At 62.8% G+C, this 12,946-nt stretch carries 12 protein-coding genes, 1 tRNA gene and 1 pseudogene; 9 read left to right on the top strand and 5 right to left on the bottom strand.

Going from position 1 to position 12,946, the window contains the following annotated elements:
• Positions 1-143: 143 nt before the first annotated feature.
• A pseudogene (locus tag E5E97_RS18145) lies at positions 144-598 on the top strand (isoprenylcysteine carboxylmethyltransferase family protein).
• Between the two features lie 75 nt (positions 599-673).
• Here the strand turns inward: E5E97_RS18145 and E5E97_RS18140 are convergent.
• The 4 genes from E5E97_RS18140 to E5E97_RS18125 all read right to left on the bottom strand — a co-directional run bounded on the left by E5E97_RS18140 (position 674) and on the right by E5E97_RS18125 (position 4,401).
• Complete coding sequence (locus E5E97_RS18140) at positions 674-1,933, bottom strand: dicarboxylate/amino acid:cation symporter (RefSeq protein ID WP_024944897.1); 1,260 nt, start codon at positions 1,931-1,933, stop codon at positions 674-676.
• A gap of 205 nt (positions 1,934-2,138) precedes the next feature.
• Complete coding sequence (locus E5E97_RS18135; RefSeq protein ID WP_171280715.1) at positions 2,139-2,615, bottom strand: hypothetical protein; 477 nt, start codon at positions 2,613-2,615, stop codon at positions 2,139-2,141.
• 133 nt (positions 2,616-2,748) lie between these two features.
• Positions 2,749-2,825 (bottom strand) — tRNA-Pro (locus tag E5E97_RS18130).
• Positions 2,826-3,057: 232 nt separating this feature from the next.
• The gene (locus E5E97_RS18125) at positions 3,058-4,401 is read right to left on the bottom strand and encodes a dihydroorotase (protein WP_005302169.1); all 1,344 of its coding nucleotides are present in this window, start codon (positions 4,399-4,401) and stop codon (positions 3,058-3,060) included.
• A 79-nt stretch (positions 4,402-4,480) separates the two neighbouring features.
• Between E5E97_RS18125 and E5E97_RS18120 the strand changes: the two genes are divergently transcribed.
• A complete protein-coding gene (locus E5E97_RS18120) occupies positions 4,481-5,365 on the top strand; it encodes a 6-carboxytetrahydropterin synthase (protein ID WP_029302773.1) in 885 nt (294 codons plus the stop codon).
• Between the two features lie 75 nt (positions 5,366-5,440).
• Here the strand turns inward: E5E97_RS18120 and E5E97_RS18115 are convergent, their stop codons facing one another.
• A complete protein-coding gene (locus E5E97_RS18115; protein WP_227656830.1) occupies positions 5,441-7,441 on the bottom strand; it encodes a methyl-accepting chemotaxis protein in 2,001 nt (666 codons plus the stop codon).
• Positions 7,442-7,703: 262 nt separating this feature from the next.
• Between E5E97_RS18115 and hinT the strand changes: the two genes are divergently transcribed.
• The 7 genes from hinT to E5E97_RS18080 all read left to right on the top strand — a co-directional run bounded on the left by hinT (position 7,704) and on the right by E5E97_RS18080 (position 12,860).
• Entirely contained in the window at positions 7,704-8,054 is a 351-nt protein-coding gene (gene hinT / locus E5E97_RS18110; protein ID WP_010633658.1) for a purine nucleoside phosphoramidase, read from the top strand.
• Positions 8,054-9,475, top strand: coding sequence for a COG3014 family protein (locus E5E97_RS18105; protein ID WP_171280714.1), 1,422 nt, complete (start codon positions 8,054-8,056; stop codon positions 9,473-9,475). Before hinT ends, E5E97_RS18105 begins: the two co-directional genes overlap by 1 nt.
• Positions 9,476-9,543: 68 nt before the next feature.
• The gene (locus E5E97_RS18100; protein ID WP_010633660.1) at positions 9,544-9,942 is read left to right on the top strand and encodes a YcfL family protein; all 399 of its coding nucleotides are present in this window, start codon (positions 9,544-9,546) and stop codon (positions 9,940-9,942) included.
• A complete protein-coding gene (gene lpoB, locus E5E97_RS18095; RefSeq protein WP_005302153.1) occupies positions 9,942-10,538 on the top strand; it encodes a penicillin-binding protein activator LpoB in 597 nt (198 codons plus the stop codon). The genes E5E97_RS18100 and lpoB overlap by 1 nt, the downstream gene beginning before the upstream one ends.
• The gene (locus E5E97_RS18090; RefSeq protein WP_171280713.1) at positions 10,528-11,382 is read left to right on the top strand and encodes a phosphotransferase; all 855 of its coding nucleotides are present in this window, start codon (positions 10,528-10,530) and stop codon (positions 11,380-11,382) included. Before lpoB ends, E5E97_RS18090 begins: the two co-directional genes overlap by 11 nt.
• A 61-nt stretch (positions 11,383-11,443) precedes the next feature.
• The gene (locus E5E97_RS18085) at positions 11,444-12,301 is read left to right on the top strand and encodes a DUF6279 family lipoprotein (RefSeq protein WP_043123699.1); all 858 of its coding nucleotides are present in this window, start codon (positions 11,444-11,446) and stop codon (positions 12,299-12,301) included.
• 52 nt (positions 12,302-12,353) lie between these two features.
• On the top strand, positions 12,354-12,860 hold the full coding sequence (locus E5E97_RS18080) for a hypothetical protein (protein ID WP_253265101.1): 507 nt from the start codon (positions 12,354-12,356) through the stop codon (positions 12,858-12,860).
• The last annotated feature ends 86 nt before the right edge of the window (positions 12,861-12,946 follow it).

The following is a 12,946-nucleotide window of genomic DNA, read 5'->3' as shown; positions in this document are numbered from 1 at the left end:
CTAGGGGCCGTTTTCACGCAGATGGGATAAAGTGTAGCCAAGGCATTGTTATTGTTATGAACTTTGACAATTTTCCAGGGCGCTATTCCCGTCGGGAAGTGTAACGCAAGGTGCCGATCGTGGCACCCTCCAGGAGTCAATAGATGATGAGTCTTGAGTGTCGGGTGCCACCGCTGCTGCTGTTTGGTCTGATCGTGGCGGCCATGCTGGGATGGGGGGGCGCTGCCGAGAGCGGCAGTGGCGCTAGTTGGCGGCTGGCTGCTCTGTTGCTGGCGGTGCTGGGCACTGTGTTTGGCTTGGGGGGCGTGCTGCGCTTTCGCCGCCAGGGCACCACGGTGACGCCGCTGCACCCGGAGCAGGCCAGTGCGCTGGTGACGGGGGGCTCTATCGCCTCAGCCGCAATCCCATGTACCTGGGGCTGCTCTGCTGGACGATGGCGCTGGCCTGTTATCTGGGCGGGCTGCTGGTGTGGCTCGGTCCGTTGCTGCTGTGGGGCTGGCTCAGCCGCTGGCAGATAATGCCGGAGGAGCGGGCGCTGCAGGCCCGCTTTGGCGATGCCTATGCCGATTATTGCCGGCGGGTGAGGCGTTGGTGCTGAGCCTTGCCGTGTCGCCATGAGACATAAGAAAACGGCCCGCATCTGCGGGCCGTTTGTATGTGAATGATGTGGGGATCACGCCTTGGCGGTATCCACCTCACCCAGGGGTTCGGTTTCACCCAGGCTGTCTTCGCTCTTGGCGACCACGCTGGCGGCGATGGCGTTGCCCAGCACGTTGGTGGCGGAGCGACCCATGTCGAGGAAGTGGTCGATGCCGAGCAGCAGCAGGATGCCCGCTTCCGGAATGTGGAACTGGTTGAGGGTGGCGGCAATCACCACCAGGGAGGCGCGCGGTACGCCGGCCATCCCCTTGGAGGTGACCATCAGCAGCAGCAGCATGGTGATCTGCTGGGCCATGGAGAGCTCGATGCCGTAGGCCTGGGCGATGAACATCACCGCGAAGGTGCAGTACATCATGGAGCCATCCAGGTTGAAGGAGTAGCCCATCGGCAGCACGAAGCTGGCGATGCGTTTGTCACAACCGAACTTCTCCAGACGATCCAGGGTTTTCGGATAGGCCGCTTCGGAGCTGGCGGTGGAGAAGGCCAGCAGGATCGGCTCGCGGATCATTGCCAGCAGGGTCACGATGCGGCGGCGGATAAACAGGCTGCCCATGGCGATCAGCAGCAGCCAGAGGCAACCCAGAGCCAGGTAGAACTGCGCCATGAAGGTGCCGTAGGTGGCGAGGATGCCGAGCCCTTCCTTAGCGACCATGGCGGCAATGGCGCCAAACACCGCAAACGGAGCGAAGTTCATCACGTAGCCGGTCACTTTGAGCATGATCTCGGCGGCGCTGGCCATCAGCATCACCACCGGTTTGGCGGCATCACCCAGTGCGGCGGCAGCCAGCCCGAAGAACAGGGAGAACACCACGATCTGCAGGATCTCGTTGGTGGCCATCGCCTCGATCACGCTTTTGGGAATGGCGTGGGTGACGAAATCCTTGAGGGAGATGGCGCTGGCAACCACGCCGGAGCTGGCGGTGTCGTCAGGCAGGGAGAGGGAGAGCCCCACGCCCGGTTGCATCAGGGTGACCATCACCAGACCCAGGGTCAGCGACAGCAGGGAGGCCAGCATGAACCAGCCCAGGGTTTTGGCGCCGATACGGCCCACGGTGCGGGTATCGCCCATCTTGGCGATGCCGACCACCAGGGTGGTGAACACCAGGGGGGCGATGATCATCTTGATCAGCCGCAGGAAGATATCGGTCAACAGGGTGATGTCGCTGGCAAAGCCGGCGGCCTGGTCAGGGGCAAACATGCGATAGCCCTGGCCAGTCAGGATACCAACCAGCATCGCGATGAGGATGGCAACCGTCAATTTGTTCATTTTCATGGGGTGGGTCCCAGTTTTGATAAGTGCAGAGCGTTTCAAGCGGCAAGGGTGCCACTTCAGTCCGTTTTTGTGATCCGAGCCGTAGATTCCTGACAGCCGGTGTGCTGGCAGCATGCCTAATCCGGGGGGGTAAATCCAGCGCCTTGTGGCAGAATTTTATCTTGTCATTAGTTGTATGTGATATGGATCTTGCAATTTGGCTATATTAATCGCTGTTTATTTTAATGTTTGCAAGATAATCGGCTTTCATGGTTTGGTCGTTTTTCGCGCTGCGAGTGAGGGTGAAGATGAGCAACGCCGAGATGCGGTGTTCCACGGTGCGCTGATCCAGAAAGGGATCTGGCTCGTCGTCATCGAACCCGAACAGGGGGCGACTCGGCGTCACCCTGACCGCGTCCCGTTGCAGGGTCAATTCATTGACCTCAAGCCACTGATAACCTTCGGCTTGTGCCACTTCGCCCGCCCGTTTCAGCACATACTTGCGAGCGGTTTCCCGGCTCACCAGATCGTTGCCGACAAATTCCAGCTGCCACTTGTCAGGCCCGAGCTTAGTCTGGGAGAAACCGGTCTGGCCGTTCCAGAACGATGGCTGGCTCTGATAAGGGGTGGCGCAGCCGAGTAGCAGGAGAGCGCAGAGGCCGAGCCACAGCAGACGCTGGCAAAAGGGGCGGGGAGAGGGCATCTCGAACACCGGTTGGCAACACAGGGCATCACTACAGCACAAACCGATCGGCGGCACAATGCAGGCTGCGTGGTGGCGCGCCGCGCCAAAAAGAAAAGGCCTTGTCATCTGACAAGGCCTTTCTCGGGGAATTTGGTCGGTGTGAGAGGATTCGAACCTCCGACCCTCTACACCCCATGCAGATGCGCTACCTGGCTGCGCTACACACCGACGGAGTCAGCTCGGCTGACGGGGGCTGAGTTTATGGAGATGGACCCTGCCTGTCAACAGTGGAAATTCCACTCCGGGATCGTTCGCCTGCTTTGTGAGCAATCTGCGCTTAAAGTGCCGCCAATCGCCGAAAAACCGCGCATGACAGGGCCGTGCGTTGCCTCAAACAAACAGGCCGCCCGGGTGGGCGGCCTGTGATGGTGCTGTGGTGACGGCGCACATAGAAGAGGGATCAGCGGGTGAAGGTGAGCCGCTTGCCCAGCACCTCGTTGGTGACCTGGCCGTTTTGCCAGGCGATCTGGCCGTTGACCAGGGTCATCTCCACCGTGCTGTGGAAACGGTAGCCGTTGAAGGGCGACCAGCCGCACAGATAGAGCAGGTTGCTGTCGTTGACCACGTAGGGCTTGCCCAGATCCAGCAGCACCAGATCGGCGAAGTAACCCTCGCGGATGTAGCCGCGATCCTGCACCTGGAAGCGCTCGGCCACCGCGTGGGAGGTCTTCTTGACGATGGTCTCCAGCGAGAATACCCCGTTGTGATAGAGCTCCAGCAGGGCCAGCAGGGAGTGCTGCACCAGCGGCACGCCGGACGGCGCCTTGAAGTAGCTGTTCTGCTTCTCTTCCCAGGTGTGGGGGGCGTGGTCGGTGGCGATGATGTCGAGCACGTCATTGCGCACCGCATCCAGCAGGGCGTGCTGGTCGGCGGCGCTCTTCACCGCCGGGTTGCACTTGATCTGGCTGCCAAGGGTGTCGTAGTCCGCCTCGTTGAAGAACAGATGGTGAACGCACACCTCGGCGGTGATGTTCTTGTCCTTGAGATCCTTCAGGTCCGGGGTGGCAGTGAACAGGGAGAGCTCCTTGGCGGTGGTCAGGTGCAGCACGTGCAGCTTGGCGCCGTACTGCTTGGCCAGGGAGACCGCCAGGCTGGAAGATTTGTAGCAGGCGTCGGCGCTGCGGATGCGGCCGTGCTCGCGCATCGGCACATCCTCGCCCCACTTGGCGCGGGCTTCGTCTTCCAGCACCTTGATGGTGGGGGTGTCCTCGCAGTGGGTGACGATCATCACCGGGCTCTCGCGGAAGATGGCGGCCAGGGTCTCCTGATTGTCCACCAGCATGTTGCCGGTAGAGGCACCCATGAAGATCTTGATGCCGCAGGACTGTTTCGGATCGAGCTTCTTGATCTCTTCCAGGTTGTCGTTGGTGGCGCCGAGGTAGAAGCTGTAGTTGGCGGCGGAGGAGTTGGCGGCTATCTGGTATTTGGCTTCGAGGGCATCGAGGGTGGTGGTCTGGGGATTGACGTTGGGCATTTCCATGAAGCTGGTGGTGCCACCGGCCACGGCGGCCCGGGATTCACTGGCGATGGTCCCCTTGTGGGTCAGCCCTGGCTCCCGGAAGTGGACCTGATCATCGATCATTCCGGGGATGAGGTGACGGCCCGCGGCATCGATCACCACTGCATCGGGGGCGCTGATATCCGGGGCGATGCGTGCGATCCGTTCCCCCTCGATCAGCACGTCGGAGGCATAGATGCGGCCTTCGTTGACCAGGGTGGCATTCTTGATAAGCAATTTGTTCATGGGGGGTTCCAGTTCCTTTGCCGATAATCGCGGGTCATAATAGCGCAAACCGCCCTTTCTCTGTAGCAAGGCCTGACTGATGAAGTTATTTGTAAAAGATTTGACCGTGATCGACTCCAGCTACCTGTGCGAACGCCGCGGTATGGTGGGGGAGAGCTGGCTGGTGGACATCGAAATGAGCGGCGAGCTCAACGAGATGAGCATGTTGCTGGACTTCGGCCGGGTCAAGAAACTGATCAAGTCGATCATCGACGACGAGGTGGATCACAAGCTGCTGGTGCCGACCGAGTGCCCCCTGGTGCAGGTGGCTCAGCTGGACGGTGACGAGAGCACCGTCGATCTGCTGCGGCCGGGTCGCTCCATTCACCTGCGCTGTCCGAGCCAGGGCTTCGCCTTCATTCCGGCTCCTCAGGTGGACAAGGAGTCCGTCACTCGCTATCTGCTGGCGGTGCTGGCCAAACGGCTGCCGGGCAACATCAAGGATCTGTCGCTGACCCTGCGCCAGGAGGCCATCGACGGCGCCTTCTACCACTACAGCCACGGCCTCAAGAAGCACGACGGCAACTGCCAGCGCATAGCCCACGGCCACCGCTCTCCCATCGAGATCCACGTGGACGGCGAGCGCGACCAGGAGCTTGAGCTCAACTGGGCCGAGCGCTGGGCCGACATCTACCTGGGGACCGACGAGGATCGGGTGGCCCTCGGCGATCTCGCGTTGAGCGAGCAGGCCAAGGCCATCCTGCAAGAGGCTGGCGAGCACTATGTCGGCTTCAAGTATGTGGCGCCGCAAGGGCTGTTCCAGCTGGCCATGCCGGCGGCGGAGGTGGAGATGATCGACACCGACACCACCATCGAGCTGCTGGCCCACTACATCGCCCGCGAGGTGAAGAAGAGCGTGGGCGACAAGTTCATCAAGATTGTCGCCTATGAAGGGGTGGGCAAGGGCGCCATCGCCTACGCCTGATCCCGCGCCGCTTGCCAGTAAAAAACAAGGCCCCGCATCTGCGGGGCCTTGTCGTTGCCGGGGCTGGCGTGGGCGTCAGGCGCTGAGCCTAAAGCGCTTGACCAGGCTCTCCTGCTGCTCGGCCAGCGAGTCGAGCTGCTGGCTGGTTTCGGCCACCCGCTCTATGCCCTGATAGTTGAGATCCGAGATGTCGGAGATGCGGTTGAGGTTGGTGGCGATGTCGGCGCTGGTGGCCTGCTGCTGCTCGGCGGCGGAGGCTATCTGGCTCGACATGTCGCTGATGAGCACCACTATGCCCTGCACCTCCTCCATGGCGTTGTTGGCGTGGGAGCTCTGATCCATGCAACTGTCCATCTCGCGGGAGCACTCCTGCATCACGGTGACCGCCTTGGCGACCCCTTGCTGCAGATTCTCGATCATGGTCTGGATTTCGCTGGTGGACTGGGCGGTGCGCCCGGCCAGGCTGCGCACTTCGTCGGCCACCACCGCAAAGCCACGTCCCTGCTCGCCGGCCCGCGCCGCTTCGATGGCGGCATTGAGGGCCAGCAGGTTGGTCTGCTCGGCGATGCCGCGAATGACGTCGAGGATGTTGCCGATCTGGCCGCTCATGGCACTCACGTCGCCAATCACCTTGCCGGTCTGCTGCAGCTTGCCCGCCAGCTGGTGGGTGGTGGTGATGTTGCCGGCCATCACCTTGCGACCGGTCTCGGAGGCTTTCTCCACGTCCATCACCCGCTCCAGGGTCTGGTTGGCGGCCTGCGCCACCTCGCGCACCGAGGCCTCCATCTGGGTCATGGCGGCGGCGACCGAGGCGGTCTCCTGGCGCTGTTTCTCCAGATCCGCCCGCACCGATTCGGTGGTGTGGCGGTTGTCGTGGGCGGCGTTGTTGAGCTGGGCCGACGCCTGGGAGAGCTGGCTCAGCACCTCGCCCATCTGCTCGATCAGCAGGTTGACCTGGCTGCCGAGCCGGCCGAATTCGTTGTTGCTGCGAAAACCGATGCGCTGGGTCATGTCGCCCTGGGTCACCTCGGTCAGCACTCGCAGCAGCTCCTTGAGCGGACGACGAATAGCCTTGCCGAGGGTGTAGGCGACCAGGATGGCGATGGTGATGGCGATGACCAGCGCCACCCCCTGGGTGAGGGTGCTCTGGGTCTGCACCTTGCCGGAGGCACGGATGCTGTTGTTCATCAGCTGTTGGCTCTGGGCGGTGATCTGCTCGAGCTTGCTCTGGATGTTGACGATGAGCTTGCTGGCCTGCTTGCTCTGCTCGCGCATCCGCTCCTGCTGCTGCATCAGCGCCAGGTACTGGGCCAGCACGCCGTCGCTGGCGGTGGTGTCACGCACGAAGCCGTGCACGTAGTGGCCCATGTTGTTGTCAAAATCCTTGAGCTCCCCCTGCAGATCCTTGATGGTGCTGTTGAAGCCCTCGATCTGCATCTTGTTGCGCTTGAGCGCCGCCTCGATGGGGGCGGGGATGCTCTGGTTGAGGGCATCCATGGTGGAGAGTTCAATGGCGGAGAGCTTGGTGGTCAAGGTCTCGGAGAGCATCTTGATGAAGCTGTCGTCGATGGTGATCATCATGTCGCCGAGGTTCTTCTTGAACTGGGGCAGGCTGACCTGGAACTGGCCCTTGGCCTGGTTCACCTTGTAGAGCCGGGTGAGCAGGGCCTGGTGTTCGGTGGGCAGGGTGTCGGTCAGCTGCAGGTAGTCCTTGACCAGCTGGTTGAGCGCGCCGAGCTCCCCCTGCAGCTCCGGGTGTTCCGCCGCCTGCCGGGCGAGGGTGGCGAGAGTCTGGTCGACCAGTGCCTTGGCCTGCTGCAGCTCGGCCACTTCGGCCGGGATCTGCTTGAGATCCTGCTCGGTCAGCACGTCGGTGAGCCACTTGTTGGCACTGAGCAGGCTGATCTGGGTCTGGCTGCTGGCGATCACCAGCGGCATGGTCTGCCGGGTGACCTGATCCAGCGCCTGATTGAGCTCGCTCTGGCTGCGGAAGGTGAGTACCGAGGTGGCCGCCATCACGGCCACCAGGATGGCAAAGCCAAGATAGACCCTCTGCAAGATGGAGAGGTCTGACATTGTTTGTTTCATTATTGTCCCGCTGTATATGCAAAAGTCCCTTGCCTGAATACCCCGTCCATTTGATACCCTGCTACCACTGTGGGCGAGCAACGTCGGCAGACGTCTTCCGGCTATCGGTATTTTTAACAATAACTGAAGAGAATGGGACAACGGCTGTGTCAAATATCGGCTTGTGTCACACTTGCCGGGCCTTGATGACGGGCGTTGGAACCGCTTGAGACAGGCATTGAATTTTCTTTTTCATATAAAGGAGTTATCCATGGCGCAAGAAACCATTTTCAGCAAAATCATCCGCAAAGAGATCCCCGCCGACATCCTTTATCAAGACGACCTGGTGACCGCCTTTCGCGACATCCAGCCCAAGGCCAAGACCCATATCCTGATCATCCCCAACGTGCTGATCCCCACCGTCAACGACGTGGAGCCGGATCACGAGCTGGCGCTGGGCCGGATGTTCACCGTGGCTCGCAAGCTGGCCAGCGAGGCGGGCATTGCCGAGGATGGCTATCGCCTCATCATGAACTGCAACCGCCACGGCGGGCAGGAGGTCTACCACATCCACCTGCATCTGGTCGGCGGTCAGCCGCTGGGACCCCTGCTCAGCCTGTGATGCCGCGTCTTCCTCTGGCCGGCCTGCTGCTGGCCGGTTCCCTGCTGGGGGGCTGTGCCTCCCACTGGCAAGACATGTTCGTCTCCTATTCCGATCAGATGGTGCCGCTGCGCAACCAGCTGTTGTTGGGTCATGCCGCCGAGGCGCTGCCCGAGGTGCGCGACTCCACGCCGGGGGACGATACCTATGTGCTGGACCGGCTCGAGCAGGGGCGCATCGCCTGGCTGGCGAGTCAGGACGCCGCCAGCAAGCAGGCCTTTGCCGCGGCCGACAGCCGGTTGGCGTGGGAAGACAATCAGGCGGAGTACCGGGTCAGCCAGGGGCTGGCCCAGGCGGGCAGCCTGCTGACCAATGACCAGACCATGGCCTATCGGGCGCCCGATTACGAGCGTACCATGCTGCACCACTATCTGGCTCTCAACTACCTGCAGCGCGGGGATGCCGAGGGCGCCCTGGTGGAGGTGCGCCGCGCCAACCAGGTGCAGGAGCAGGCCCTCAAACGGCGAGCCGACGAGGTGCGCAAGGCAAAGGATGAGAGCGAAGAGGCCGAAGCAGAAGGGGAGATGCGCCAGCTGATGTCGCGCGGCGCCCCCGAGCTCGACCGGCTGATCGGGCGGGTCAAGAACGGTTTTCAGAACGCCTACACCTTCTACTTTTCCGCCGTGCTCTATGAGGCTGCGGGGGATCTCAACGACGCCTGGGTCGATTACCAGCGCGGCTACCAGATAGCGCCGGACAACCGCAGCCTGCAGGATGCCTTGCTGCGTCTGGCTGTGCTGCGTGGCGCACCGGACGAGATCCGCGCGACCGAGAAAAAGGTGGGTCGCAAAGCACCACCACTCACTAAAAATCAGGGCCAACTGGTGGTGCTGTTTGAAGATGGCCTGATCCCGGCACGGCGCGAGCTGTTCCTGCCGCTGCCTATCGCCACCTCCGGCGGCGATTTTCGCACCTTTACCGTCGCCATCCCCTATTACGATAATCGGGCCAGCGACACCGGGCCGCTCACGGTATCGGTGGGCAAGCGCGTCGAGCAGACCAGCGAGCTGGTCAGGCTGGAGGCGCTGGCAGCCAAGGATCTGCAGGAGCGGCTGCCCGGCATGCTGACCCGCCAGGCGCTGCGGCTGGTGGCCAAGGAGCAGGTGCGGCGCACCGCGGCCAAGGAGGGGGGCGATGTGGGCAACATTCTGGTCGGCATCTTCAATACCCTCTCGGAGCGGGCTGACACCCGCAGCTGGTTGACGCTGCCGGCCCAGGCAGCGAGCTGGCAGGGGATGCTGCCTGCGGGTGACGTGGCCCTCACCCTGGGTGCGGGGGCAGCGCAGCGGCAATTGCCGCTCACCATCCATCAGGGACGCACCACCTTGGTTTGGGTACAGCGCCTCGGCGCCGGGTTGACGACGCGGGTGATGCCGCTGTGACGGCGAACGATGGCAATACACATGAGTGACCGGTCGGGCCCCTCGGGGTCGCCGGCAAGGAGAGCAAGATGAAAGCACATGGGTTGGCTCTGGGCCTGGTTCTGCTGCTGGCAGGCTGCGCCACCAATACCTCCGGCGTGGCGCTCTATGGGGCGGCGGGCGCCGCGCCAGTGGCGGAGCAGCATCAAAACGTCAATGTCACCCTGACCGAGCTCAGCCGGCGCGAACAGAACGGCCTGCTGCAGGTCAATGTAGCGGCGGCCAGCACCCAGCGCGGCGACAACAAGCTGCAATACCTGTTCTATTGGTATGATGAGGCGGGGCAGGAGGTGGCCAGTGATGGCCGCGGCTGGACGCCGCTCAAGCTGCACGGCTATCAGACCCGCACCCTGTCTGCCCTGGCGCCGAGCCCGGCCGCCCGGGGCTACCGGATTTACGTACGCGAAGTGATTGAGGAATCCTACTGATGAAAATGAATCATGCCCTGCTGATCCTGACCGGCGCCCTGCTGCTGGGCGGCTGCTCCAGCACCACCGTCAGCTATGGCGATCCGACCGAAACCGAGACGGTGACCGTCGATTACGGTTCCAGCGATCTGCAGGCCATCGCCGACAAGATGGCGGATTCCATGCTGGCGTCGCCGGCCACCAGCGAGATCACCGCCGGCGGCCGTCCGGTGATGTTCATGGACTCCATCCGCAACAAGACCTCCGAGCATATCGACACCGAGGCCATCACCGACACCATCCGCACCAAGCTGCTGCGCGCCGGCAAGTTCCGCTTCGTCGACATGAGCAAGGTGGCGGCGGTCAAGCAGCAGCTCGAATACCAGCAGAGCAGCGGCATGGTGGATCCTGCCTCCATGGTGCGCCTTGGCAAGCAGACCGGCGCCCGCTACATGGTCTATGGCAACCTCGCCAGCATCGTCAAGGACAACGGCAAGGTGAAGGATGTCTACTACCAGATGACCATGAACCTGATGGATCTGCAAAACGGCGAGCTGCTGTGGGCTGACCAGAAAGAGATCCGCAAGCAGGCCAAGAAGTCCACCTTTGGCTGGTAAGTCGAGCGAGGCCTCTCTGGCGGCTGCCGAGCGCGCCCTGCTGGCCCGCCTGCCGCCACCCTGGCGCTCGGGCCGGCTGGAGCCATTGGCCAGTGGCCTGACCAACTGCAACTATCGACTGCGCCTCCCCTCGGGGCGCAGTCACTTTTTGCGCCAGGGCCACCCCGATCCGGTGCGCCTTGGCATCGATCGGGCCACCGAATGGCAGCTCTATCAGGGGGCCGTGGGGCAGGGGCTGGCTTTGCCCTGCCATCACAGCGATCCCGCCACTGGCCTGATGTTGCTGGACTGGTGCGACGAGCCGAACTGGCTGGCGGCGCCGCCCCCGGCTGCGTTGCAGCCAGTGCTGCTGGCCGGGGTGCTGACGCGGTTGCACCGGTTGCCGGTGCCGAGCGTGGTGATGGCGGTGCGGGCCCACAGCGCCGGCTATCGTGCCAGGCTGGCCCGAGTGCCGACCTGGCTGCCGGCGCTGGAGCGGGGGCTGCTGGCCAGCCGCGAGCCCGCCGATTGCTGGCTCCCTTGCCATCATGATCTCAATCCGGCTAATTTGTTGGGGAGCCGGCCCTGGGTCATTGACTGGGAGTATGGCGCCGCCGGGCATCCCGGTTTCGAGGTGGCCAGCATCCAGCGTACCCACAACTGGCAGGATGCCCAGCGCGAGGCGCTGGAGCAGAGCTATTGCGAGCGGGCAGGGGGGCCGGTCGGCCCACGCGGTTTTCAGAGCCGGGCCTTTTTGCCCTGGGTCGATTACATAGGGCTGCTGTGGGCGCTGCTGATGGCGGAGCAGCAGCCGGGGCCCGACTACCAGGCGCTGATCGATCACAACCGGCAGCGGCTGGAGTAGGCATCAGGCACTATGAATCATCCGTTGCGTCAACCCTGTTTCATCAACATTGGAGCCTTGCATGGTGACCACCTTTTCCTGGCGCAAGCCCAGTAGCTGGAGTCTGCTGCTGCTCTGTCTGCTGCTGGCTGGCTGCTCCACCCGGGTCGTCTATTACTGGCTCGACGTGGCCATCGTCTGGCAGCTGGATGACTACTTCTCGCTGGATCGCAGCCAGAAGCGCTTGCTGGACAACGAAGTGAAAGGGCTGATGGCCTGGCACCGCCAGCGCGAGGTGCCCCGTTATGCCGACGATCTCGATGCGCTGGCCAAGGCGGTGGCGAGCCCCATGACCCCAGCCCAGGTCTCCCGCCATCTGGATGCGGCCCAGCAGAGCCTGACCCGTACCCTGGAGAACACGGTGCCACGGGCGGTGCGGCTGGCACGCACCCTGACCGAGGCGCAGGTGGCCATGTTCATGAAGGACCGGCTCACCCGCCAGGCGGAACGGGAAAAGGAGTTTGCCGACAAGCCCAGGGAGGAGATGCTCAAGGAGTTTCGCGACAAGATGAACGAGCGGCTGGTGTTCTGGATTGGCGAGGTGAAACCGGCCCAGGCGCCGCTGGTGGCCCAGTGGGCCCAGTGGCAGTACGAGCTGCAGGCCCCCTGGCTTGAGTTTCAGACCGCCTGGACCAAGGAGCTGGACCGGCTGATGAAGCAGCGCCAGAGCCAGGACTTCGGCGCCCAGCTCACCGCCCTGCTGCAACAGGGGGACGGCCTGATGGATGGCCGCTTCACCGGCTACACCGATCAGTCGCGCCAGCGTACCGTCAACTGGCTGAGCGATCTCAGCCAGTCGCTGGACATCTCCCAGCGGGCCCACCTCTACAGTCTGCTCAAGGGCTATGCCCGCGATTTCAGGCAGATGTCGGAGGGATAATGGTGCCAAGGGGGCCGGCCGGCCCCCATGCCCTTGTTCTGGCGGGGCCCCTGTGATAGTTTGCCCTTTCTATTATGCGGGAATTAACTTTTTGAGCCTGACCGACAAAGTGAAACTGGCGCTGATGACCCTGCTCATCACCCTCGCTCTGTTGTTCTCTACCCTCTCGGTGGAGGGGTTCAAGCTGCCCGCAGCCCAGCAGTCGAGCCAGCAGGTACAGCTGATGGGGGAGAGTGCGGCGCCGACCGATGGCGCTCCGGTGATCCACAGTGCCAGCGACAGCGACGACGGGGTCGTCAAGTTCGTCAGCTCCCACCAGAATCACCTGCTGCGGCTCGAACACTCCCTGCGCAGCGATCATCAGCCCGGCAACGTGGTGTACCAGCTGATCATGAGCTGGTCCCAGCAGGCGATCCTGCTGCTGCTGTGCGGCCTGCTGTTCTATGCCGCCCTCTTCTATCGCAAACACAGTTTCCGCGATCGGTTTGCCACCATCCATCGGCGCCGGTTGCAACGCCAGCACCTGCAATACCGTTTCTGTCAGAGTTACCTCGCCTGATCCCGATGGGGTCCGGTCTTTTCACACCACCTCATCGCCTCCTGCTGCCTGCTCACCGCGTGTGAACGGGCCGCTGTCTCATTCGT

It is taken from the genome of Aeromonas sp. 2692-1 (assembly GCF_013085505.1).
Taxonomy (GTDB): Bacteria; Pseudomonadota; Gammaproteobacteria; order Enterobacterales; family Aeromonadaceae; genus Aeromonas; species Aeromonas hydrophila.
Note: the sequence above shows the minus strand (reverse complement) of the source record. Positions and strands in the feature narration are given on the sequence as shown.